The sequence below is a fragment of the Acinetobacter sp. ANC 5414 genome (genome assembly GCF_013004295.1).
Classification (GTDB): Bacteria; Pseudomonadota; Gammaproteobacteria; order Pseudomonadales; family Moraxellaceae; genus Acinetobacter.
In genome coordinates this window covers 137,111-160,087 of sequence record NZ_JABERM010000030.1, presented here as the reverse complement: position 1 = coordinate 160,087, position 22,977 = coordinate 137,111, and the positions used below count along the sequence as shown (strand labels likewise).

Here is a 22,977-nt window from a genome sequence, read left to right as displayed (position 1 = left end):
CGCGTGCCTGTCGAAGATTTTGCCATTTTCTATGAATGAACTATGGATATATAAACAGGCTCTCCAGTATCATCACCTTTATCATTTTTTAAAAATGAAGGTCCAAAATACGAGTATCATCACTTTGAAATGGTTTCTCAACTTTAATTACTTTTGCACCTAAATCTGCCAATATTTGATTACCCTATTGCCCTGCCAAAATTCGACTTAAATCAAGAAATCAATAAAAGAAGAATAGGCATTGAGCATGTATTTGGCAGCCTGAAAACCTTCAATATGCTTGTGGAGCGTTATCGAAATAGAAGCAAAAGACTTGGTTTGAGACTCAATTTAATTGCTGGAATTTACACCATTAAACTGAGTAAAAAATGATTTATAAAAGAGGTTTAATAACCTATATTTCATACACTTATCAAGCATATGAAATATAGAATCTGTAAAATTAACTTCTTCAGATAAGTGCAATTTAAGACAAGGAAATAAAATTGAAACAGGGCTTGGGATGTTGAAAGAAAAATTGAGCCTAATCAACCTACAGTAAAAATTTATTTCTGGCTATTTGAGCAATCTTTATTAAGACCGGATATCTACAATTTAAGTTAGATTTTTATTTTCCTCAAGGCGGGTTGCCAACGTTTTTTCAATTGCGTTAATAGTGCTGTGATGTAAACCGTACTCTTTAGCAATTTCACTGAAGCGTGATAATACATCTACAATTTCATGAATATATTGCTGTGCTTGCTTCCAACTTGCAAACCCTGCATGAGCTGCAAGTTTTTGAATTGTTTTAAGTGGTGGTTTTTTTCCATAACCTATAAATGCGGTGGCATGCTCATTAAAAGGATGAGGGCTGAAAGTTACATCATAAAATGGTGCCGGTTGCCAGTGACCATTATCTTCTTGTAAAAATGCCCAGTTTTTACTGTGATCATCCTGATTACACGCAAACAAGTTAAACATCGCACGACGAAATTGTAATTGTCCAACGGCTGGTGACTTACATAACTGGCTGCTCGCTTTAATTAAGTCTTGATAGTCTAAACTTGGTGTTCGATAATCCGCATCCAACAGACCACATGCGCTATGCATATGTAGACGACCAGGTTTGTTCGATCCACCATTTAAATTATCTATCCAATCAAAGCGTTTAACCGCTAACCAAGCCCGAGCACCACTTTTTACTGGAGCATCTAGCAGTTGCCATTCAGGGGGGGTTAAATTTGCCAGTCCCGCTAAAGTCAAATAAGTAGCTTCACATATCCCCTCTTCATGACCAAGTGCTAAATTTTGTGAGGTGAATTTAACAAGCCACGCTTCATCCCCGAGTTTTGCAGTGGTTCGACATTGATTAGGCTGATTAGGTGGAAAAAATAGCTGAGCTTTAGGACGTGCACCACCTGAACTCCCTGCAGTGACCAGCGCTGCTAGAACATCTTCTGTCTGACCATCAAAAAGTGCCTGAGCTTCTAAGCCTAAAGTCGCTAAATCAACTTCATCAGAAGCTGAGGTTTGATGATAATCAGATGCTGGAGCAAAGGCTAGCCCCCCCATGCCTCTTGAACCTACAAAAGCTAGACGATCCATAGCCGTTATTTGGGCAGGTAAAATACCTTGTTGACGAAAAATACGATCTTGTAAGAGAAGTCCCCAACCATCAGGTAGGCTGTCTGCAAATAAACCATGCAATCCTGCATGTGGTTGCTTGGGTGCCAATTGTAAAATATTTGAGGTCTGGAGTAAAAAAGGTGAAAGATTGCCAAACCTGCTTAAATACTCTGTGTCATATTGGAAAAATACCCCTTGAGTGTTTTGCGCTAAAACACCGGCTGAAACCACCTCACCTGTTGTTAATATCCTGGTAACGCTCAGTTTTTGAATTGGCTTAAAATTCATCTTTTAAAACCTCATCAATTGAAATTGGAAGCATTTCTGTGATTTTAGATTCTTTGGTTAAATCATAAAGACGCTTAAGATCATCTAAGGATTGCCAAAGTAAGAGTAATTGCCGGAATGAGATTTGTCCGGTCAGTTCAAATTTTTTAATTGTAGCCGCAGGCACACTACTGCGCTCGGCAAGCGCTTCGCGAGACAACCTTGCCTGTTCACGTAATTGGCGTAAATGAACAGAAAAAGCCTGCTGAACATCTATATTATCAAGCAATAAAAATCGAGACATATGAATTAAACAGACATAATAGTATCCATTATAGACCAATTTGAAGTTTATTGGATACTATTGTATCCATTTAATTTGGAAGTATTGAAGAGCAACACCGTGATAGAAGAAATGGGCTTTATTACATAAACTATTTGGCCTACTCCCACCACTAAACAATAAGTTGTTATCGTGGGGGAATCTTTGCGACCTATGTGGGTAATAATTACCCACACCTTTCGATACCACACTGGCGCTGACAAGTATCGTGACACAGGAACTCTTACATAGCACTAAGTCCTAGTGCATCAGCTAAAGCGAACTTTCGGATATTCAGGTTGGCATTTACATCACGATCATGCACTGTGGAACACTCCGGGCATTGCCAGAAGTGAATGCTCAATAGTAATTTCTTCATCGTGTAACCGCAATGCAAACATGCTTTTAAACTCTGCATAAACCGCCCAATCTCAAGCACATTTTTTCCATACCATTGTGCCCTATATCGCAAGAGGGTGAGAAACTGGTCCTAGGCTACATCAGATATTGATTTAGCCAGTTTGCGGTTCTTCACCATATTTTTAATCCCTACGCCTTCTACTGCATAATTGGTCGCTTGGTTTTCACATATCAATGTTACGTGAGTTTGTGATGTAGGTCTAAGCGTTGAAAGTGTACCTTTTCATAGATATGCGCAGCACTCAATTTTTGGCGTTGATAATTCCTGGATTCTTTTTTCTTTCGGATAAATATCTTCTGTTGAATGGCTAATCTTTTTTGAGCTTTTCGTAAATATCTTGGGTTTTCTGTCTTTTCACCGCCGGACTGGATCAGCATGTGTTCCAAGCCAGGATCAATGCCAGTGGTCTTGGCTGCCTCAATCGTGCTTGCTACAGGCAGAGTACCTGTTGTCTCAACAAGAATTGAAGCAAAATACTTACCTGTAGCACTCTTTCTGATCATCACAGTTTTGATCTTGCCATCGAATGTAGGGCTAAAGATAGTTTTTAATCCCTTTGATCTTTGATAGGTTTAATAAACCATGCTCAAAATCTACTCTACAGTGCTAAGGACATTGATATGAGCGTCCCGGTATCTTTTTTGATTTGAATTTTGCAAACTATGCCAAACCCTTGAAGAAGTTGGTAAAGGCGGTATATAGGTGCAATAAACTACTGAGCAAGGTTTGACTAAATTTACTATGCCAGGAGAATTCATCCTGTTTCTTGAGCGCAACAAGCTGATCTTGTATCTCCGTTCGGGAGAGTGATCTCTTGTTTTCCTCATAATGTTTTTGTTGCAGTGCCAATACCCAATTATATGTAAAGCTAGTGCATCCAAAGATGCTTTTAGATTAGCACTTTCTGTTCTGCAGTTGGATAGATACGGTATTAATACGCTTTCTTTAGTGTGCTTTGGTTGGTCAATCAGTTATTAAAACTTTTGAGCTATCGTATTTAACAGTAATAAGAGCTATGAAATTTTAGCATCAAAAATTAAAGACTAAATATAACAAAAGTAACTTTTACCACATTAGAAAAATTTACATTCTAGACCTTGAGTGTGTATAGGAATACACGTATTCTATTCTTAAATACAATTTATAAAATATTTCGATAAAACAATGAATACAATAATAAAATACAGCAAATTCAGCATTAGTGATGCTGCTAATCTTTACAAGAAGTCTAGAGCAACACTATATAAAGATATAAAAAACGGTATCTTAAGCAGAGGTAATGATGGATTATTAGATTTTTCGGAGTTGCTTCGTGTTTATGGAAAGCCTGCTGGAGAAAAGACATCAAAACGTATTGATACGTCTATAATACAAAAGCAGAATAAAAGTGAATACGTATTAGAAAAAACAGATTATATGAATCAAGGCGTTATTGCTATAGGTGCTCATCCTGATGATATTGAATTGGGATGTGGGGCCAGTTTGGCGAAGCTAGCAAAAGAAGGCTTTGATATTTTTGCAATAGTCTTATCTAATGGATCAAAAGGTAATCCATTTAACCAAAATAGAATCAAAGAAACCTCCCAAGCATTAAGCATGTTAGGAGTAAATAAGACTTTCTTTTTGGATTTTGAAGATACTAAGTTAGCATTAAGTCTATGTGAAATTATTATTTCATTAGAAATTTGTTTAAAAGATATTTCCTCCCACTCAAATATTGCACGTATATATACAATGTTTGAAGAAGATCGTCATCAAGATCACAGAGCAATTTTTGATGCTTCAATCGTGGCATTCAGAACAGTGGCACAAATTCTTTGTTATGAAACGCCTAGCTCTAGTACATACTTTAATCCAAAAGTTTTTGAAAGAATCGATGAAATATTTTTAGAGAAAAAAATAGAAGCTTTAAAAAATCATAAAAGCCAAATGCATAGAAATTACATGTCTGAAAACTTTATAAGATCAGTAGCAATATTTCGTGGGCAACAAGCTGGTTTTCCATTAAGCGAAGGCTTTATTCCTTATAAAATGGTTTTATAAATATGAAAACAATAGACTTCTTTCATAAATCAAAAAACAAACAATTTTTGGCAATTATCTATAACAACAGTCAGCAAATCAAAGCTGAAATACATATTAGATCTCTTGCAAAAGTAAACAATTGTTTATACTACCCCCATGAAATATGAAAATTTAACTCGATTTAACGAGGGGGAATTTAAATGACTCATTGGAGTTTCTCTCCCACTCACCTTTAAATTATGGATAGGTGGCTACTCAGTGCTTATGAGCAGTAAATACTACATACCTTAAACAGTGAGTATTTAGATCCAATCAAACAGGATCTGCTTCTCAACACTGTTACTACTCCCCTATCGGTAACAGCAGACTATTTCCGTTTCTAAAACAATAAAAAAACCACGAACTAAAAAATCCTAACACTCAAAGACTGAGGGCTAGGGTCTGTTGAGAATTAACGAGAGTTAATTACGCTAGCACAAAGATAAATCATGGCGGTAAAACTCGAATCTGTTTTGTCGCTGTGCATGGCAATGCGTTTGAATTCTTTCAATTTTCAAAAATAATCCTCTATCAAATGCCGCCATTTATACATACAGCTATCAAATACATACTGAACAGTACGATTGGCGACTGCCTTTGCACCTTGATCATCGAATTCTTTTAACAGCCAATCCGGCATCAAATACTTTGTCTGCTAATAGGGCATTAAAATCCATATTTTCTATTAATGGTTTTACTTCTGCAAGGCTTTGTTGAACAGAGATTTAAAAGTTAAAGCTACCCTAAGTTACTCAAATTTAAGTGGAAACCTGGGTGTAAGGTCTACCTAACGAGGTGAATTTATTTAATATGGCAATTCGAGCATGAATTTCATTGACCTGACTTTGGAAGTGCCTTGTACTCAGTTTGTCTCCCAATAATTTAATACAGTGCATCTTAGGGGCTGTTCTCATTTGATGTACATATTTCATTCTTCTAATAGATTGAATTAAAATATCTTACTTCCTGTCAAAATTAAGTGCTGGAACATGTCACGCAGAGTCATTACTGATGAAATTTGGGTGAAAATCCAATAAACCATGCCATTTTATAGCTGCTACCGTTCACGTAATGGTATCGCAACTCGTTTTGAAAAGTTAGCTCGTAATTATAAGTCCATGTTGTTCTTGGCTTGTTTGTTTATTTGGTGCAAAGCCAAATGAGGACATGTCCTAGTTTCTACCAAACTTCGTCGATGATAACCTGATCAATTTTTCCAGATTTTTCTTCCCACACGTTTGACCGTTTTCAGTAATTCGTTTCTCTCAACTGAGCTAGCTCATCTTCGGATTGGTCTAGCTTTTTACTGCTGAGGGCATTGATCTGGACTGGCGAATCCATTTATGCAGTAGATTGGCATTGACCTGGTTGCATTGCGACCTTTGCCATCGATGAGTCTGGTTTCTGGCAAAGCTTGGCAAGATGCTGTTGAACTCAGGTGCGAGATTCTGCGGGTTTTATTTGTAGTTTGTTCAGTGTCTGGAAAAGTGTCCAAGGTCATAAACATAATGTCCATTAAAATGAATAATGCACACTATCGGGATAGTTTAACTAACAGGAAAAGTGTGGTTTACCGGATGCTTACTATTAAGTTCATTCATTTTAAGATCAAAAGCTGTTGCCTAATTTTATTTAATAGAGCCTAAATAATCGCCCCACCACTGCATCATTTCAATACGCTGGGCAAGATACTCAGCATGATTATAACTTGCACGAGTTTTATTTTTATCTGTATGGGACAATTGAGCTTCAATCCAATTTTGTTGAAATAATCCAGACTCATTTAATATGGTACTAAAGGTAGAACGCAAACCATGTAAGGATAACTCATTTTTACTATAATTCATTTTACGAATTATTGTATTTAATGTATTAAAATGAAGATGTTTGTTTTTATTTCTAGGACTATAAAATACATATTTTTCACCATGCGACCACTCTAATGCTGATCTTATAATTATAATAGCCTGATCTGATAAAGGAACCAAAAAATCAGGAATATCATGGCCTAAAATGACTTTACGTCTAAACTGTTTGATATGAAAAGCAGGAATTTTCCAAATTTTATTATCTAAATCAAAGTGATGAGGCTCGCTTAGCAATAATTCAGCCCCTCGTACTCCGGTGTAAAGCTTAAACCATAATGCTTTTTTAATAATAGGATGAGTATTAACTTCATTTAATCTAAGTATAAAATTTGATATATCTTTTTCCTTTAAATATGGATAATTTTTCTTAATTTTATTATTGACCAATATTTTATGTAAACCATTGGCAATATTATATTCACAATAACCCATTGCTACAGCATAATCATAGATTTGATTTAAATAACTATACGCTTTTTTAACGGGCTCTTTTACATCCCGATATTCTATTTTCTTTACAACTGTAACTAAATCATATCGTTTCACTTCATTAAATGGGATATCACTTAATTCTGGATATATATCATTATATAAACACTTTTTTGATAACTGAATAACACCGCAACGTGGCTCATCTTTAAAAGCGTTTTTTATTTTGAATTCCAACCATTCCTCACAAACATCTTTGAAAGATTTTATTTTTTTGCTATGTATATTTTCCCCGATGTAATTATTTAACTTATATTCATCTCGTGCATATCTTGCATCCTTCAAAGACATGACAGGATATAGACCTAGTTTAACTCTAGGTCGTTTGCTCGATCCTGCTACAGAATACCGATAACTCCATGACTTACGTCCGTTAGGTTCAATCTTCAAGCTTAAGCCATCATCATCGGCTAAGTAGTAAATTTTATCCTTTGATTTGGCTTGGCGTATCTTAAATTCTGTAAGACTCATGAAATTGAATGAAACCACTAACTACACTAGATACTTTTATTATATCAAAATGAACCTAATTAGATGTGATGCGTATGATACGCATCACATAGTTTTATAAATAATTGTTTTTAAATATTTAAAAATAAGTAAATTAAATTTTAGTAACCATGCTAGTTACCATTTTCAAGCAGAAGGAATGTATTAGGACACTGTTGCAAATAGCCGCTGATGGTAAGCTGAATGCTCTTTTAGCTAAAGGTGCAGCCTATGAATCCCTTCCATGGTCGGCATTTTCAGGGTGAAATCATTCTTTGGGTTGTGCGCTGGTATTGTAAATATGGCATTAGCTATCGTGAACTTCAGGAAATGCTTGCCGAACGTGGTGTAAAGATTGATCACACTACGATTTATCGCTGGGTTCAACGTTACGCTCCTGAAATAGAAAATCGCTTACGCTGGTATTGGCGTAATCCTACTGATCTCACTCATGGCATATTGATGAAACTTATGTAAAAGTGAATGGACGATGGGCTTATCTGTATCGTGCAGTCGATCAACGTGGCTATACCATTGATTTTTACCTTTCTTCTAGACGTAATACCAAATCAGCCTATTGTTTTCTTGGAAAAATTTTAAATAATGTAAAGAAATGGCAAATTCCACAGGTGATCAATACGGATAAAGCACCCACATATAGAAGTGCTTTATCATGGTTAAAACAGGAAGGAAAATGTTCGCCCACCCTTGAGCACAGGCAGGTTAAGTACAAAAATAACGTGATTGAATGTGATCATGGCAAGCTAAAGCGGATCATCAGGGCCACGTTAGGATTCAAATCCATGAAGACGGCTTATGCCACAATTAAAGGTATTGAAGTCATGCATGCACTACGTAAAGGACAAGCTTCGTCATTTTATTATGGTCAACCTCAGGGTGAAGTGTATCTAATCAACAGGGTTTTCGGTCTTTAAGCACTTTTTAAAGGCAATATCATAGACTCAGATCCGTATTTGCAACAGTGCCGAATTGCTTATGGCAGTAGATGAAATGCTTGCAAATACTCCAGTAAGAACGCACAGCATCACTCAAACAGATGTAGCTTTAGCTCGCCAAAAATCAGAATTAAGTCAGCGTCAATTTGCATTTACGTTAGGAGTATCTGTCCGTACATTAGAAATGTTGGGAACAAGGTGTATGTAAGCCATCCAAAGCAGCACAATCTTTAATTAAGTTATTTATTAAAGATCCATTTTTTGTTAGAGAAGCTCTAAGATAATTGAATTTTATTGATATAAATTGGGATAATAGCCCGCATTTTTGATTTCGAATAAGAGATTTTATGTCAAATAAAAAGCCTTATAGGCTCTCCCAAAACTATAAGGCTTAGCGGCTGTAAGTTTCTTCTTTTATCATTTACGTTCCGGTGTAATTTCGCTGTCTTTCGACTTTATTATCGTTGTAGTGCGTTTATTGCCAGCTTTTCCTGCCAGCCTATTTATGAGAAACATGTTCTCAAAAAATTGATAAAGAAGATATGCGTTAATATCTCTAATATGTGTACGATTTTACTTACAAAAATTTATTATTTTAATAATTATCATTTACAAACAGTAGCTTAAATTTATCAAAAAACATAAAAATGGTGGAATTTTATAGTAAATTTCATCAGTTCTAGAACACAGAAAAACTGGGAACAAGGCCGTCGCTATCCAACTAGCCCTGTAGCAACTCTAATTCGTATTCTGGATGCTCTCTAACCCTGATTTGAAAAGTTTATATAATAAAAAACCCCGGCGTCCTGCTGGGGTTTTTTTACATGGCTTTAGAAATGTGCTTTTATTACCCTCTGATCCTTGTGCAATAACTTATAATTTTTGTTTTATGTTATGGAACATCCTGTTCCTGATGTACTCATCATAGAAAAATCCCCCTATTTCTAATAGCAGCAAAGGGCCGAAATTCATGTGAGCCAGAGCGTACAATTAGCCTAAATCTTATCCATAGAAATTGGGGATAGTTTCCGAAATGGGAACGTTGATAAATCAGTAAAAATAGACCATTTTTCAAACAACTTTATTGGCAATAAGTATCAAAAGTGCTCATAAAAAACCGACTTGTTTCAAAGGTGGCTTTTTGGTGATTTCTTGTCTAGTGTGGTAATCTTAAGTGATTGATATTTAAATTAATATATAAGTAAACTTCATATAAGCGCCATTATGTTAAATAGGAAATGTTTGTGAATTCTGAATATGTCTTTATATGAAATATAATATTGACAAATATTGTCTATAATGAGTATATCTTCTCATATAAGTACAAGCATAAGCAGAGGAATATTATGGATATTCTCTTTTCAAATTTCTTAGATAAACCTGTTTGGATGTGGATTTTTTTTATCCTTATTGTACTTGTACTACTTATTCTTGATCTTGGAGTATTTCATCGTAAGGTAAGAGAAATTGGGGTTAAAGAAAGTTTAGCACTATCAGCATTTTATATCACATTAGGTTTAATTTTTGGTGCATGGATTTGGTGGTATATCGGACCGACAGCAGGAATTAATTACGTAACGGGTTTTGTGATTGAAAAGTCATTAGCAATGGACAATATCTTTGTGATTGCAATGATTTTTTCATATTTTTCGATACCAAGAATTTATCAACATCGAGTCTTGTTTTGGGGAATTATAGGTGTAATTTTTTTAAGAGCAATCATGATTGGGTTAGGCGCAACTCTGGTCAACCAATTTTCATGGGTCCTTTATATATTTGCAGCATTCCTCATACTCACAGGGATAAAAATGTGGCTGAGTGTTGATAAAGAATATGAAGTAGGTAATTCTCCTATTCTAAACTTCATTAAAAAAAGATTTAGAATTACTGATCAGCTTCATGCAGAGAAGTTTTGGGTGAGGAAGATTGATCCCAAAACTAATCAATTAGCCTGGTTTCTGACACCACTTTTTCTAGCCTTGATCATGATTGAGTTCGTAGATCTGATCTTTGCAATAGATAGTGTTCCTGCAATTTTTGCAATTACGACTGATCCATTTATTGTTTATACCTCGAATATTTTCGCAATTTTAGGATTACGTGCTTTATATTTTGCCCTATCAGCAATGGTCGATCGATTCCATTATTTGAAATATGCCTTAGCAGTATTATTAGTGTTTATTGGGTCAAAAATTTTTATAGCTGATGGATTAGGCATAGCAAAAATTCCACCGCCAGTATCCCTTTCAATCACATTCATCATCTTATTTATAGGAGTTGTATACTCTCTTTGGAAAACAAAAGACCAAAGTACTCATAAATAAAAAATTATAAAATTGGAATTCTTCAAATAATTAACAGTCATCAATAAAACAATGGCTGTTAATCATTCTAATTATAATTTTTTCTAAAATTAATATAATACACGTTATAGGAAATTCAAAAAATGAAATTAACTTTATGATAATTAAGGTAATTTCATTTTTTGTGCTGTGCATGCAATGCAGCATGTTTCGTATAAGCGCCATTATATTAAATGGGACATAATTCTATTTCTTTCTAGTTTTTTTCAATCGATCCGCTGAATTAGATAGACTTCATACCTGCACATTCTTGCATAGATATACCAGTCATTCTTATTTCAACCGTACCACTTATTCCTGTTCCTAGTAGACCTCATGTTTTTCACATTCCTGAAAAAAGCCATCAATCATGCAGAAGAAATATGTATAGTACTAAGATTAAATACAAGACATTGAATTAACAGAAAAAAAGTTTATTATTAAGGATAGTTCTTATGAGTCCAGAAATGCGTAAGAGAAAAGAACGTCTTGCAAAAAAAAGGGAGAATTAGAGAAATTAAATGATAAAGAAAATCAAGGAAATTTATTCAATAACTTTGTTTGAAGATAATCAAAAATTTAATTATTTACAGTATCCTGAATTTGACTCTGAAAATTCGTTGAAAGAGTTTAAGTACATGATTAATAATAAGGTTGTGAGTAGCCAAAAAATAATAATTTATGAAGATGGTAGTGAATATTTACTTCCTATTTCTGAGCAAATTATTGTTTTAGATGGTCAGACAAGTTTTTTAGTAATCTTCGATAAAGAACCGAGTAAATTTAGTACAGAAAAGACATTTCCATGGTTTTTTGAGCGTCCTAATAACGCTGCCATTTATCATTCTGATGGCACTTTACTACATCAATTGATTATGCCAGAAGAAGGTTTTTGGAAAGGCAATAAAGAAGGATGGTATATAAATAGAACTTACTATGCTGATTTTCCAAACTTGAAAGGATGGGGAGTGATGATCACAAACGACCATCATTGGCCTGATTTATGTTTTTGTCTATATGATGGAACACCTAACTTGATTTGGACAGGTTATAGTCAAGATAGACGCTAGAGAGAAAGGTACTGTTGCAAGTAACCACGAATAATCAGCTAAAGACCGTTTAGCTAAAGGTGTAGCCTACTTTGATAGAATAACTGGTAGACCACGAACAGGAATGGATGGCCGACTTATTCAGTAATATGCATCATACCTGAGTTATCAATTAGATTTGAATGATTGAGAATAATTTTTAAATTTTTTAAAAAAAATCCTGTACAATCAACAGGATGATCTATCTCTAAGCTTTTTTAAAAGGAAGATCATCGATTCAGATTCCTATTTTCAATAGTGCCTAAAGACTTGTTGCTACGTTATTGTTGAGCCCCTGCTCGAATTAAAATCAAGTCAGGGGGTGACTAAATACTTAAAATTTTCTCATATATTAATGAATACTATCAATAATTCCGCCTTCCACACGTAATGCTGCACCTGTTGTTGCACTGGCCTGTTCTGATGCAATGTAAACAACCATATTGGCTATTTCTTTTGGTTCTGCAAATCGACGGATAATGCTTGAATTACGGTGTTTTTCAATAAAATAACTTTCAGCCTGCTCTAAAGTGATGCCTTGCTCTTGAGCAATTTGTTGCATTATTAAAATCGCACCTTCAGTTTTAGTTGGGCCAGGTAAAATCGTATTGACAGTCACACCTGTTCCAGCCAATGCTTTGGCTAAACCACGCGATATTCCTTGTATAGCAGATTTAGTCATGCCGTAATGCACCATATCGGCAGGAATATTAAATGCAGATTCACTCGAAATAAATTGAATTCGGCCCCAACCTTTTGCTTGCATTGATTGCATATAGTCACGACTTAAACGAACACCACTCATGATATTGGTTTCAAAAAACTCCAACCATTGCTTATCGGTAATTTATGAAAATTCACAAGTACCGTAAATACCGAGGTTATTAATTAAAATATCTACCTCAGGTAAAGCTTGGATAATTTGTTGGCACCCTTCAGCGGTTGCTGCATTAAAAGCTAAACCATTAATTTTTGTATTTGGCACATCAATTTTCAGCTGTATTACAGCATATTCTACTTTTTCTTGGCTACGCCCAGTAATAATTACATGAGCACCTGCTTCAGCAAGTCCCCGGGCAATCGCAAAACCGATACCTGCTGTTGCTGAGGTTACTAAAGCTACTTTATCTTGTAATGAAATTTGCATGGGAAGTGCTCCTACTTGAATGTATGAGACACCTTAACCTTGTTTTATTAATTAATAATTAGCATAATTTATGTTTCACTATTTACTATTGGTAAATAATAGATGTTTGATAAATTGACTAGCATGCAGGTTTTTGTCAGTGTTGCCTATGTGGGTAGTTTTGCCCGTGCTGCTGAGCAACATCAGATTTCATCAGCGATGGTCACCAAGCATGTTCAACGTCTTGAAGATCATCTAAACTCAAACTCCTACAACGCAGTACGCGACTTTTGGAGCTCACTCAAAATGGTTTAGAGTACCTTTATGCTTGTGAAAAAATCCTACGTGAAATAAAAGAAGCTGAAACGAATTTGTTGCGTGAACAGAATGAAATGCAAGGTAAAATTCGTTTGGGAATACCTAGCGTCCTTGGCCAACGTTACTTATTGCCCAAATTACAAAATTTCAACGTTTATATCCAAATATTGAATTAGAAATTGAAGTCAATGATCAACATTCTGATTTAATAAAAGATAAATTCGATCTACTCGTACGTTTTGGGATGAGTGTTGAACCTTATTTAGTAGCACGGCCACTATTAAATTCAGTCGAGATGGTTATTGCTGCTAGTCCAAAATATTGGCAGAAATATGGAAAGGCCACCTGTTTAGCAGATTTAAGCCAGCAAAACTGTTTAGGTTGTTCAGAATCACAAGTTACTGGAACAACCGTATGGTATTTGATCAGGAAAAACAGGTACGTATTTCAGGTAATACGCAAAGTAACAGTGGATTAGTCTTGATAGATTTTGCTTTAGCACACTTGGGTGTGATTTACCAACCCCGTGCAGCAATTGAACAATACCTATCGCAAGGTTTATTAATTGAAGCACAGTTAGAGATTGCAGGATATCAAGAGAATCAACTCAATTTAGTCTATGCTAAAAATGAATATATGCCACACAAGTTAAGAATACTCATTGACTATCTGATCGAGGAGGATCTTCTAAGATCGTAAATTAAAGTCTATGCGTAGTTTGAGATTTTCTACTTTAAAATCCTATTATTTCAGGAAGGACTACTCATTTTCCCTGTGAGATCTATTCAAAGTGTAGTTGATATTCATCTGTAGTTATTTTTAGCTTTAAACCTTTATATTTTCTTTTGGTAGAGCTGAGAGCAGATTCGGCAACTTTTGTATAAAAACCCCCAGCATCATGCCGAGGTTTTTCCTATTAGTTCACTTAGTATAACTCCTATCGTACCTTACTATCCTTATGCGTATGTTATCTGGAGCATCTTAGACAAAGTCTTTCTAAATTAAAAAAAGTCATCATATGTAATAAGCATCTCAAGCAGAGATGCTTAAATAACTTCGTTTTGAATACAATTTTAAGAAAAGTCCAATTCTTTTTCAAATGCTTTTAGCTCAAAGCGAGCCATGGCTAAATTTGATTTTGGACGATCTAAAACAAGATACAGAAATAAGTTGTCATTGCTTTCCAGAGGGCGAATCAGGTGATATTGCTTACCCAAAGTAATTAAAATATCTTCAATATCATCATTTAATTGAAGTGCTTTGGCTATTTTACGTTTTGCGCGTATGACTTCGGTATTACCTGCAGCAGCAAGTTCTAAATCTATGGTTGTCCCTTGAACAGCTAAAGCTAAACCACTTTCACTATCTACCAATGCTGCTGCAATAAAACCATCCATCGCAGTTAAGCTGTCTAAAACGATACGAGCCATTTTACTTTCTACCTTGAGTTAAGGGTTTCCCCAGAAAAAATATTGATTTAAAGACCTAATTTTTTACGCAGTTTCATAAAAAAACTGCGCACTTTAATCATCTGACCTTGATCAGTTGATTCATCGATTCTCATGAATTTCGCTTCATGAGAGTCAATCCATGAACCCATTTTGAGCATATATGTGAGTGCCACAAAGCGGATGATTTGCTGTTTGGGAATATTTAATTGATTGATTGCCGTTTGAATCTGAGCGCCCTGTGCAAAACAAGTCGCAATTTTTAATAGATTTCGACGTTCACAACTCGGCTCGAATTTTGGCCAGATCTGCAATTTAAAATATTGATTCGTCTGAATCTCTGGAAGTTCTAGGTCCCTAGAACAATAGGCCATCTGCCACAACCAGCTCCTTAAATCCTGAGCGTGTGTATTCTTAATCATCTCTTGAACAAACTGATTCGTGGCATAGGTTTGATTCAGACTTTTGTCAAAACCAGTCACGGGATGATCAGGATTGACCCAGACACGCTCGGTCATGGTATCGACTAGGGCCAAGAACCCCTGATAATCGAATAACTGGATAAAACCGTTTCGAGCTAATAAGCATTGATCAAATATGCTCGAGATAGCAACAGGTTGTTCTACAGTTGTAGAAGGCAGATGAAGGTAATCCGGTTCATAATCAAAGAATTTTTCTTGTAACCACTCACGTAAATGATCTAACTGGGTTACAGGATAAGATAAGGTGTCATCGACAATCATGCCCTGTTGTTCAGGAACTTTGATCAGACGTAGGTACTGTATATGAATCTGAGAGAGAATTTTTTGAATGCTGGATGATGCAAAAAAAGCATCGTTAACCATCAGCAGGTCAATATTTCTTTCAGCGATATTGACCCAGCGTACCTGCACTTCACCAGGAACAGATAACAATATTTGGCTTTTAAGCTGGTCAAGCACATTCAGGCTTACCCCGAAGACAGCAATATTTAAAAACTTTTTCATTCTCTAACCGCATTAAGCTAGGTGTTATTACAATAGATAATTTAAATTCATTTAAATACAGTGCATTACATAATAATTAATCAATCACATATTTTTCATGGATCCAATAATCTATATATCGATTTTGGCTAAAGACTCTGAGTTTTTTTTGACTTCATAGCGCATTTGTCCCATCAGAACATCAGGTGAACCTACCGCTACAATCAGCATAGGATAAAGGATATGTTCCACACCCATTAAAATCACATGCCCATTCTCTGCATCAAGTGAAAGGGTTTTACAGCCTACTAAGTTGATTTCTGAAATAAAGGCCGACACCATCGCTAAAATTGAGCTGCTGACAGCAGCAATTTTTCCAGTATTTTCCAGCTTCTTTTTACTGGCCAAAGCCAATTGAAAACCGTCAGAAGAGCACAGCATGACAAAATCAAGGCCGCTCACGTTATTTAACAGTTCATGAATTTGGATACGGCCCGTTTCAATCAATGATTGAGGAATCTGGCGTGAAAGAGTATTGGTATTCACTTTAATTTCATCCTTTAAGACATTGCAATGGTGCGAGTTTCAATAGCAGAAATTAAGACTTCAACCATAAGCAGCACATCATCTTTTTGTCTGGCATCGACCGCAAATATGGGGTAACTGTAGAGATGTAAGCTCATCCAATCCCGATAAATCTTGAGCATCTGATCATCTTGTTGATCGAGATGGGTAATACCAATCACAATATTTTCACTATAGCTTTGAAAAGCGTTGAGATAGGTTTGCAAATCTTGCAAACGCTCTGCACTTGAATGATCAATTAAAATACCGACTCCAATAGCACCTTTACACACAATAGACCACATAAAATCAAAGCGATCTTGACCGGGGGTGCCATACAGTCCTATTTTGGTATCATCCTCAAGCACAATTTCTCCATAGTCGATTCCTACTGTCGTGGAATATTTACTATGCCTATTTATGTCAGTATTCATAGCTTCTGTTTCTATGACCGGAATGTCGGAGAGCACTTTGATGGCAGCCGATTTTCCAGCCCCCATACTCCCACCAAAAACAATTTTATATTGCTGCAAAATCATATAGACACTCATTTTTATCAAGGTTTAATCAGTTTTATATAAAATCTATTCGGTAGTTTTGTACTTTAAGCAGCCCGAATTTAACTCCGTATTTAAATCATTGCTTTGGACTGTAGCTGGAACCAACGGATGATAAGTTAAAATTTAAGCTATGGTGATATGTTGGAAACTGAGGTTACGATTACGAATGTGAATAAACTGTGAATTTATTCGATATTTCAGACATTAAAGTGATTTTTGTGGGTATATGAAATGAGATTATTGAGAATAAAAGATTAGGTTCAGTCCTTGCCAATATCCAGCAACAGTATGAAGAATTGGAAAAACAAAATAAGCGTTCCCGGGCCAAAAAAAGTATGCCGAGTCGTAAAAGCTCAAAAAGCCATTATTGAACAAAGAAACTTAAATCCTGTACTGGACTCTTGCAGTTAAAAACTGGACATTTCCAATTCAAGCGTAGGATTCAGATTTCATTCTTGAATTGCTGTTTTCTGTGCACGTCTTCTTGGCATCTTTTGAGAACGATTTCGTTTGTTTTGTTGCTCTAAGTCTTCATGCTGTTGCTGAATATGATTTAGAACAGCACCCAAACGCTTGTTCTCAACGACCTCTCGCTGGTTGAGCTGACTTAATTTATCGAAGATGCTGTAATTGATCTTCCGACCTTCATGCATGAAGGCCACAGTAGCATCCGGGTATTCTAGAAAATCAAGATATTTACCGATCAGCCTCTGATTTTCTTCTGTATTCTCCAGGAGATATACGCATTTATCATAAGTAATGGTCAAGCTATTCGTGATTCTTCGGGGTTCACGCCAGGTAAAAATATCATCTAATTCCTCAGCTGTTTCAGTGACAGAGCGATGTAAGTTATTAGGATTAAAGGCCACCTTGGCAAATTTACGATTAAATTGCTCAATAAAGCAGGGCTTGCCGTGCTGTTCGACATAAAAACGTGTCGAAATCCTATAGTCAAAGGCTGATTCTGACTTACAGAAGCGTAAATGCTGCAATTTTCCTGTGGCATCATCAATAAACACCAGCAGACAGCATTTAGCAGCACGTCCTTCGAACTAGTCATGGTGAGAGCCATCGATTTGTACCAGTTCACCATAACAATCCCAGTTATATCGAGACTGGTACGGTCGTTTCAGGCGCTTGGAACGAGGAATCCATAAATTGGCTGCAATCATCCAGGAACGCAGGGTTTCCACTGAAATATGGAATCCATGCACGGTGGAGAGCTTTGCATGCGCTAAAGTGGATCTGAAACCAAAAAGATGCTCAGAAATAATGGAAAGGCATTCAGACTTTACAGCTTCATCATGGCGACGATGACCTGGTTAACCACGACTAGCATGCGCCAAACCTGAAATACCGTCTTGATTGAGCTTCTGCAATAACCGGGTAATTTGACGGGTTGAAAGATCCAAAATTTCAGCAGCACGGACTTGTGTAATACGTTGATCTAGAACATCTTGCAGGATAGCAAGACCTTGTATTTCCTTGTCAGACATAGTGATCAGCATCTCGATTCATATCCAGTCCATTATGTTAAACGGACTCTGATTTAGTGGAAAATTCATTTTTTTAAAAAAGTAAAACTTGCAGAACCCTTTCTAATTTGTAATCCTTTCGGCCAAGGGTGTCTAGCTAAGCTAAGGCAGGTGATTATTGTAGTCGGGCCGCTATAATGCGGATGACGAGTGCCTGTATGTTTAATCTGAAGATTTTTAATCAAATCTCTACGGAGATTTTGACGATAAAAAATAACCTCCAGCTTAATTCTGAGTTTCAATTAATTAATAAATATAAGACTTCTACTTCTGAAGATTATAGACAAGCTATTATTTTGATCTTTAAAGAGCGGGGTTATGTGAGTTTAGAAATAGGTCAACTATTAGAAAATATTTAACGGCTTAATATTTTTAAAAATTCTAAAATGGTTAACATTTTAGAGAAATAAATTCAATCTGTCTAATTATTTTTTACTTGTCAATACTTAATTGACTCTGTCCATCTATCCAGTTTCTTTTAAAAAAATGGGGGATGTATGCGTTCTAATAAATCATCTTGGTTTGCCAATATCAATCCAAATGTTTTTATCAGTACCGTGGCAATTATTGCTATTTTCTTGGCTTTGGTTGTTTTTACACCGAATTCATTTGAACTTTTAACCCAGAAAATGAACCAGTGGATTATTCATTCATTTAGCTGGTTCTATGTCCTATCAGTGGCAGTATTTCTGATCATGCTGATTTATATCGCCCTGTCTGATATGGGGAAAATCAAACTGGGACCCGATCATAGTCAGCCTAAATACGGAAATGCTTCCTGGTTTGCAATGCTATTTACTGCAGGCATGGGCATCGGACTAATGTTTTTTGGGGTTGCAGAACCGGTAATGCATTATGTCACACCACCTGCGGGTGAACCCGAAACAGTACTAGCGGCACAGCAATCGCTTCGAGTGACTTTTTTCCATTGGGGCTTACATGCCTGGGCTATTTATACTGTGGTCGGCCTATCATTGGCTTATTTTGCATATCGGCATCAATTGCCTTTAAAAATTCGTTCGGCTTTATATCCACTGATTGGCAAAAAGATTTATGGTCCAATCGGAGATAGTGTAGATACTTTCGCTACGATTGGAACAGTCTTTGGTGTTGCCACTACACTGGGGTTTGGAGTCACACAGATTAACTCGGGGCTGAATTACCTGTTTGGGATTGAACAGGCACCAAGCACTCAAGTGGTTCTGATTATTGTGGTTAGTGCCATGGCAGCCACATCGGTATTTTTTGGCCTTGATAAGGGAGTTAAACGTCTAGCTGAATTGAATCTGGTACTTGTACTTTTACTCTTAATATTTGTGTTTATTACGGGTCCAAGTATCTACCTGCTTCAGACCACAATTCAGAATGCCGGACAGTATGTTTCTAATCTCTTCGTTATGACATTTAACCTCTATGCTTATCAGCCAAGTGGCTGGATTGGTGGCTGGACCATTATGTATTGGGCCTGGTGGATTTCTTGGTCACCATTTGTAGGCATGTTTATTGCACGGGTATCTGAAGGACGCAGTATCCGTGAATTTATCGTCGGTGTGCTACTGATTCCGACCGGATTCACCCTGATCTGGATGGGTTTTATGGGTAATGCTGCACTCTTCAGTATTATGCATGAAGCAAATACTACTTTATTAGATGCGGTTCAGCGTGATTCTTCAGTTGCCTTATTTGAGTTTCTTAATAATCTACCCTTCAGTTCAGTAACCAGCATCATTGCAACTTTGCTAGTGATGCTATTTTTCGTCACCTCGGCCGATTCAGGCTCATTAGTCACCGACTATCTGACTGCGAAAAGTGAGAATTCGCCTACCTGGCAGCGTTTATTTTGGACTGTACTCATAGCACTGTTGGCGATTATATTGCTGCTGGTTGGTGGACTTGAAGCCTTACAGTCTGCCACTATCATGAGTGCCTTACCGTTCACCATAATCATGCTGCTGATTTGCTGGGGTTTAATCAAAGCCTTGCATCTGGATGTCACCAAAATGCATGCATTGCAGGCAGCGAGAATTACCCCGCGTGCGATTCAGAATCCACGTAGCTGGCAGCAGAGACTAGGTCTGATTATGCACTACTCACATACTCAAGAAGAGGTGCAGGCTTATATTCAAACCACTGTGAACAAAGCATTTCTCAGTTTTCAAAATGAACTCAAACGTCGACAATTACAGGTCAAGATTACTAAGCTAGAACAGGGTATGCAGCTACAAGTTGATCATCAGGATGAGATGAATTTTATCTATCAGGTGGTTGCGACTAAGACTTTAAGTCCAAGTTTTATGTCTGGTATGGATACTACTGAAGAAAATTCCTATCAGGCTGAAGTATTTTTAAGAGAAGGTGGACAGGGCTATGATGTAATGGAGTGGACGCAGGAAGATTTGTTACAAGACATTATTGATCAATATGAACGTCATTTACACTTTTTAAGTGTAGTACGTACATCAGAATAAATTTGTATAGAAAAAATGCCATATCAGTAATTTCTCTATATTTTGGAAAATTTAATTAAGGAGCGGGTTTTATATTCTATAGAACTTGCTCCTTTTACTATACTTGATTGATTAGGCAAAGTTTTTATAAATTAATACTTATTAATCAGAGAATAGTTAAATTATTTAACTGACCTTTGTTCTGATCGCGTTGAACTTGCAGATACTTTTTTAATTTGTAATCCTTACCACCAAGTGTGTCTAGCTAAGGTAGGTGTTTGTTGTAGTCGGACCGCTATAATGCTGATGACGAGTACCTGTATGTTTAATCTGAAGATTTTTAATCAAATCTCTACGGAGATTTTGACGATAAAGAATGATCTAGAGCTCAACTCTGAGATCCAATTAATAAATATAAAACAGCTCATTCCGAGGACTATAAAAAGGTCATTTTTTTGATTTTTAAGGAGCAAGGTTATTCTTCTTTCGAAATAGGTCAGTTGTTTGAAGGTAAGATTTAAAGATTTATTGCAAGTCCTATTTGGAAAAATATAAAATTGTTATAAAAAAGCCCATTCCTACTCTAATGAACCTTTTTTTATGACAACTTATATGTCGCATGACGCAACTTAATTATCTTGATTTACTACGAAATTTAACAGCACAGTATCCGTTTTTGTTCTTACCTTGAACCAGTTTTCTATTCGAACTTTATCTTCACTTGACAGTGGTTCAGATGTTCTTACACTTAGTTGAAGCATTTGTTTTTGATTTACATCAGCTGGTAAATCAACACCCTGTCCAAGAAAAATAGAGGTTACGCTTGGATATTGTGCGCGAAGTTCGGCAAAAATATCATTTGAATTGGCAAATAGAGCATTTTTTATCTTCAGCTCTTGCTGCAACTGTTTTACCTGTTGATCCTTCTGAAGCAGAGCCTCTTGTCCGTTGAGATACAAATCACTCAGTAATCCAGACTTCAAAGCAGTCACATCAACCTTATTATCATTGGTTTGATGAACAATGATTTTAGTACCTTCAAGCTGTGCAACAGCAAGTCGTCTTTCAATGTTCTGCAACGTTGCTTGGCTTAATGGCAAACCGACCAAAGCTAACTCGATCGTACGTGTTTTGCTATCAATTTTTGAACTGGCAACTTGTGTATCTTTGAAGGTAAACTCTTGTGTAATGAATTTATTGACATTCGATTTAAAGACTTCTTCGTTGACTAATTTGGCTCCAAGATACGCACTGGGAATTGCAGTCACAATCGCAATAATCAGCAACGACATCTTCACACGTCTTTCAACTTTCTCATCAGCAAAACTATGTGGCTTTAACCTTAAGATGCGAATACCAATAATGGTAGCCAGGCTAATAAACACACAATTGATGGTATATAAATAAAGTGCTCCACCGACAAAGCTCCACTGTTCGGTAGCAATACCAAATCCTGCGGTACAAACAGGTGGCATCAATGCGGTAGCAATAGCTACCCCCGGGATAACATTGGACTTTTCTTTTCGGGTGACTCCGATGATCCCTGCCAACCCACCAAATAATGCGATGAGCACATCCCAAACTGTTGGGCTAACCCGTGATAAAAGTTCGGATTGTGCATTATCAAGTGGTGATATAGAAAAATACAAGGTGGATACGACCAGACTGATCAGTGTCGCCATTCCCAAGTTAAAGAGAGCCCGTTTAACCAGTTTAAAATCATAAACTGCTACACCCAGCCCTACACCCATAATCGGTCCCATGAGTGGGGAAATCAGCATGGCACCAATCACTACGGCTGTTGAATTAATATTCAATCCGACCGATGCAATAAAAATAGCGAATATCAGAATCCAAGGCGTTGCACCTGAAAGCTCAAGACCATCACGAATACGACGTTCGATCTCTTCATCTTCTGCTTTATCCGCAAGTAAACTGAAGCGATTACGTGCTCGCTTTAATCGGCTCGTAGAAGCAGACGTTGAATCGTGATCGTCGGATTGGTGTGTCAATTTAATTTCCTACTTTTCATTCGCTTTCATTATGACCTGAAACCCAGATCATCATGATGATGGTTGCATCACCATACCTTGAAGTATTTGT

18 protein-coding genes and 10 pseudogenes are annotated in these 22,977 nt (G+C 36.5%); 13 read left to right on the top strand and 15 right to left on the bottom strand.

Translation table 11 applies throughout. The features are described from left to right. Positions 1-50 precede the first annotated feature (50 nt). The 6 genes and pseudogenes from HLH18_RS13365 to HLH18_RS16100 all read right to left on the bottom strand — a co-directional run. Positions 51-202, bottom strand: a pseudogene (locus HLH18_RS13365) (CoA transferase); the annotation flags it as partial. A gap of 392 nt (positions 203-594) precedes the next feature. Beyond that, complete coding sequence (locus HLH18_RS13360; protein ID WP_171547218.1) at positions 595-1,893, bottom strand: type II toxin-antitoxin system HipA family toxin; 1,299 nt, start codon at positions 1,891-1,893, stop codon at positions 595-597. Further along, entirely contained in the window at positions 1,883-2,176 is a 294-nt protein-coding gene (locus HLH18_RS13355) for a helix-turn-helix domain-containing protein (RefSeq protein WP_171547217.1), read from the bottom strand. The genes HLH18_RS13360 and HLH18_RS13355 overlap by 11 nt, the downstream gene beginning before the upstream one ends. 262 nt (positions 2,177-2,438) lie before the next feature. Continuing rightward, positions 2,439-2,633, bottom strand: coding sequence for a zinc ribbon domain-containing protein (locus HLH18_RS16110; protein ID WP_350643393.1), 195 nt, complete (start codon positions 2,631-2,633; stop codon positions 2,439-2,441). Positions 2,634-2,791: 158 nt separating this feature from the next. Continuing rightward, positions 2,792-3,118 (bottom strand): transposase, encoded by a 327-nt coding sequence (locus tag HLH18_RS16105; RefSeq protein ID WP_250852437.1) that lies wholly within the window; start codon positions 3,116-3,118, stop codon positions 2,792-2,794. Between the two features lie 157 nt (positions 3,119-3,275). Continuing rightward, entirely contained in the window at positions 3,276-3,500 is a 225-nt protein-coding gene (locus tag HLH18_RS16100) for a helix-turn-helix domain-containing protein (protein WP_350643457.1), read from the bottom strand. A gap of 279 nt (positions 3,501-3,779) precedes the next feature. On the opposite strand from HLH18_RS16100, the pseudogene HLH18_RS16095 reads away from it, so the two are divergent. Then, positions 3,780-4,010: pseudogene (locus tag HLH18_RS16095) on the top strand (plasmid replication DNA-binding protein); the annotation flags it as partial. A gap of 21 nt (positions 4,011-4,031) precedes the next feature. Further along, complete coding sequence (locus HLH18_RS13340) at positions 4,032-4,658, top strand: PIG-L deacetylase family protein (protein ID WP_171547282.1); 627 nt, start codon at positions 4,032-4,034, stop codon at positions 4,656-4,658. Between the two features lie 779 nt (positions 4,659-5,437). On the opposite strand, the pseudogene HLH18_RS13335 reads toward HLH18_RS13340, so the two are convergent. Both HLH18_RS13335 and HLH18_RS13325 read right to left on the bottom strand, forming a co-directional pair. Beyond that, a pseudogene (locus tag HLH18_RS13335) lies at positions 5,438-5,578 on the bottom strand (IS5/IS1182 family transposase); the annotation flags it as partial. Between the two features lie 729 nt (positions 5,579-6,307). Continuing rightward, positions 6,308-7,507, bottom strand: coding sequence for a tyrosine-type recombinase/integrase (locus HLH18_RS13325; RefSeq protein WP_171547216.1), 1,200 nt, complete (start codon positions 7,505-7,507; stop codon positions 6,308-6,310). Between the two features lie 249 nt (positions 7,508-7,756). On the opposite strand from HLH18_RS13325, the pseudogene HLH18_RS13320 reads away from it, so the two are divergent. The 5 genes and pseudogenes from HLH18_RS13320 to HLH18_RS13300 all read left to right on the top strand — a co-directional run bounded on the left by HLH18_RS13320 (position 7,757) and on the right by HLH18_RS13300 (position 11,893). Beyond that, positions 7,757-8,460: pseudogene (locus HLH18_RS13320) on the top strand (IS6 family transposase). 61 nt (positions 8,461-8,521) lie between these two features. Continuing rightward, positions 8,522-8,689 carry a helix-turn-helix domain-containing protein gene (locus HLH18_RS13315; protein ID WP_502708139.1) on the top strand — a complete coding sequence of 56 codons (168 nt, stop codon included), beginning with the start codon at positions 8,522-8,524 and terminating at the stop codon, positions 8,687-8,689. 464 nt (positions 8,690-9,153) lie between these two features. Further along, a pseudogene (locus HLH18_RS13310) lies at positions 9,154-9,246 on the top strand (helix-turn-helix domain-containing protein); the annotation flags it as partial. A gap of 581 nt (positions 9,247-9,827) precedes the next feature. Continuing rightward, complete coding sequence (locus HLH18_RS13305) at positions 9,828-10,805, top strand: TerC family protein (RefSeq protein ID WP_171547215.1); 978 nt, start codon at positions 9,828-9,830, stop codon at positions 10,803-10,805. Positions 10,806-11,344: 539 nt separating this feature from the next. Continuing rightward, entirely contained in the window at positions 11,345-11,893 is a 549-nt protein-coding gene (locus tag HLH18_RS13300; protein ID WP_171547214.1) for a hypothetical protein, read from the top strand. Between the two features lie 370 nt (positions 11,894-12,263). On the opposite strand, the pseudogene HLH18_RS13295 reads toward HLH18_RS13300, so the two are convergent. Continuing rightward, positions 12,264-13,058, bottom strand: a pseudogene (locus HLH18_RS13295) (SDR family NAD(P)-dependent oxidoreductase). 102 nt (positions 13,059-13,160) lie between these two features. Here HLH18_RS13295 and HLH18_RS13290 point away from each other — a divergent pair. Together HLH18_RS13290 and HLH18_RS16285 are read left to right on the top strand one after the other, a co-directional pair. Continuing rightward, entirely contained in the window at positions 13,161-13,352 is a 192-nt protein-coding gene (locus HLH18_RS13290) for a helix-turn-helix domain-containing protein (RefSeq protein ID WP_171547213.1), read from the top strand. 130 nt (positions 13,353-13,482) lie between these two features. Beyond that, positions 13,483-14,054, top strand: a pseudogene (locus HLH18_RS16285) (substrate binding domain-containing protein). A 374-nt stretch (positions 14,055-14,428) separates the two neighbouring features. Here HLH18_RS16285 and HLH18_RS13275 read toward each other — a convergent pair. The 4 genes from HLH18_RS13275 to HLH18_RS13260 form a co-directional block, all read right to left on the bottom strand. Then, positions 14,429-14,785 (bottom strand): roadblock/LC7 domain-containing protein, encoded by a 357-nt coding sequence (locus HLH18_RS13275; RefSeq protein ID WP_171547211.1) that lies wholly within the window; start codon positions 14,783-14,785, stop codon positions 14,429-14,431. 47 nt (positions 14,786-14,832) lie between these two features. Next, positions 14,833-15,789 carry a hypothetical protein gene (locus HLH18_RS13270; RefSeq protein WP_171547210.1) on the bottom strand — a complete coding sequence of 319 codons (957 nt, stop codon included), beginning with the start codon at positions 15,787-15,789 and terminating at the stop codon, positions 14,833-14,835. A gap of 111 nt (positions 15,790-15,900) precedes the next feature. Beyond that, positions 15,901-16,314 (bottom strand): roadblock/LC7 domain-containing protein, encoded by a 414-nt coding sequence (locus HLH18_RS13265; protein ID WP_171547209.1) that lies wholly within the window; start codon positions 16,312-16,314, stop codon positions 15,901-15,903. 14 nt (positions 16,315-16,328) lie between these two features. Continuing rightward, positions 16,329-16,871 (bottom strand): GTP-binding protein, encoded by a 543-nt coding sequence (locus HLH18_RS13260; RefSeq protein WP_171547208.1) that lies wholly within the window; start codon positions 16,869-16,871, stop codon positions 16,329-16,331. Between the two features lie 251 nt (positions 16,872-17,122). Here HLH18_RS13260 and HLH18_RS13255 point away from each other — a divergent pair. Then, a pseudogene (locus HLH18_RS13255) lies at positions 17,123-17,303 on the top strand (ISNCY family transposase); the annotation flags it as partial. A 38-nt stretch (positions 17,304-17,341) separates the two neighbouring features. Here the strand turns inward: HLH18_RS13255 and HLH18_RS13250 are convergent. Next, positions 17,342-18,388 (bottom strand): annotated as a pseudogene (locus HLH18_RS13250) (helix-turn-helix domain-containing protein). A gap of 197 nt (positions 18,389-18,585) precedes the next feature. On the opposite strand from HLH18_RS13250, the gene HLH18_RS16090 reads away from it, so the two are divergent. The 3 genes and pseudogenes from HLH18_RS16090 to HLH18_RS13240 all read left to right on the top strand — a co-directional run bounded on the left by HLH18_RS16090 (position 18,586) and on the right by HLH18_RS13240 (position 21,395). Next, positions 18,586-18,786, top strand: coding sequence for a hypothetical protein (locus HLH18_RS16090; RefSeq protein ID WP_250852429.1), 201 nt, complete (start codon positions 18,586-18,588; stop codon positions 18,784-18,786). A 138-nt stretch (positions 18,787-18,924) separates the two neighbouring features. Then, positions 18,925-20,895: a glycine betaine transporter gene (locus tag HLH18_RS13245; RefSeq protein WP_171547207.1), complete on the top strand. Its 1,971-nt coding sequence runs from the start codon at positions 18,925-18,927 to the stop codon at positions 20,893-20,895. Positions 20,896-21,195: 300 nt separating this feature from the next. Next, positions 21,196-21,395 (top strand): annotated as a pseudogene (locus HLH18_RS13240) (hypothetical protein). A gap of 108 nt (positions 21,396-21,503) precedes the next feature. On the opposite strand, the gene HLH18_RS13235 reads toward HLH18_RS13240, so the two are convergent. Then, on the bottom strand, positions 21,504-22,886 hold the full coding sequence (locus tag HLH18_RS13235) for a TIGR00341 family protein (RefSeq protein WP_131292128.1): 1,383 nt from the start codon (positions 22,884-22,886) through the stop codon (positions 21,504-21,506). Between the last annotated feature and the right edge of the window lie 91 nt (positions 22,887-22,977).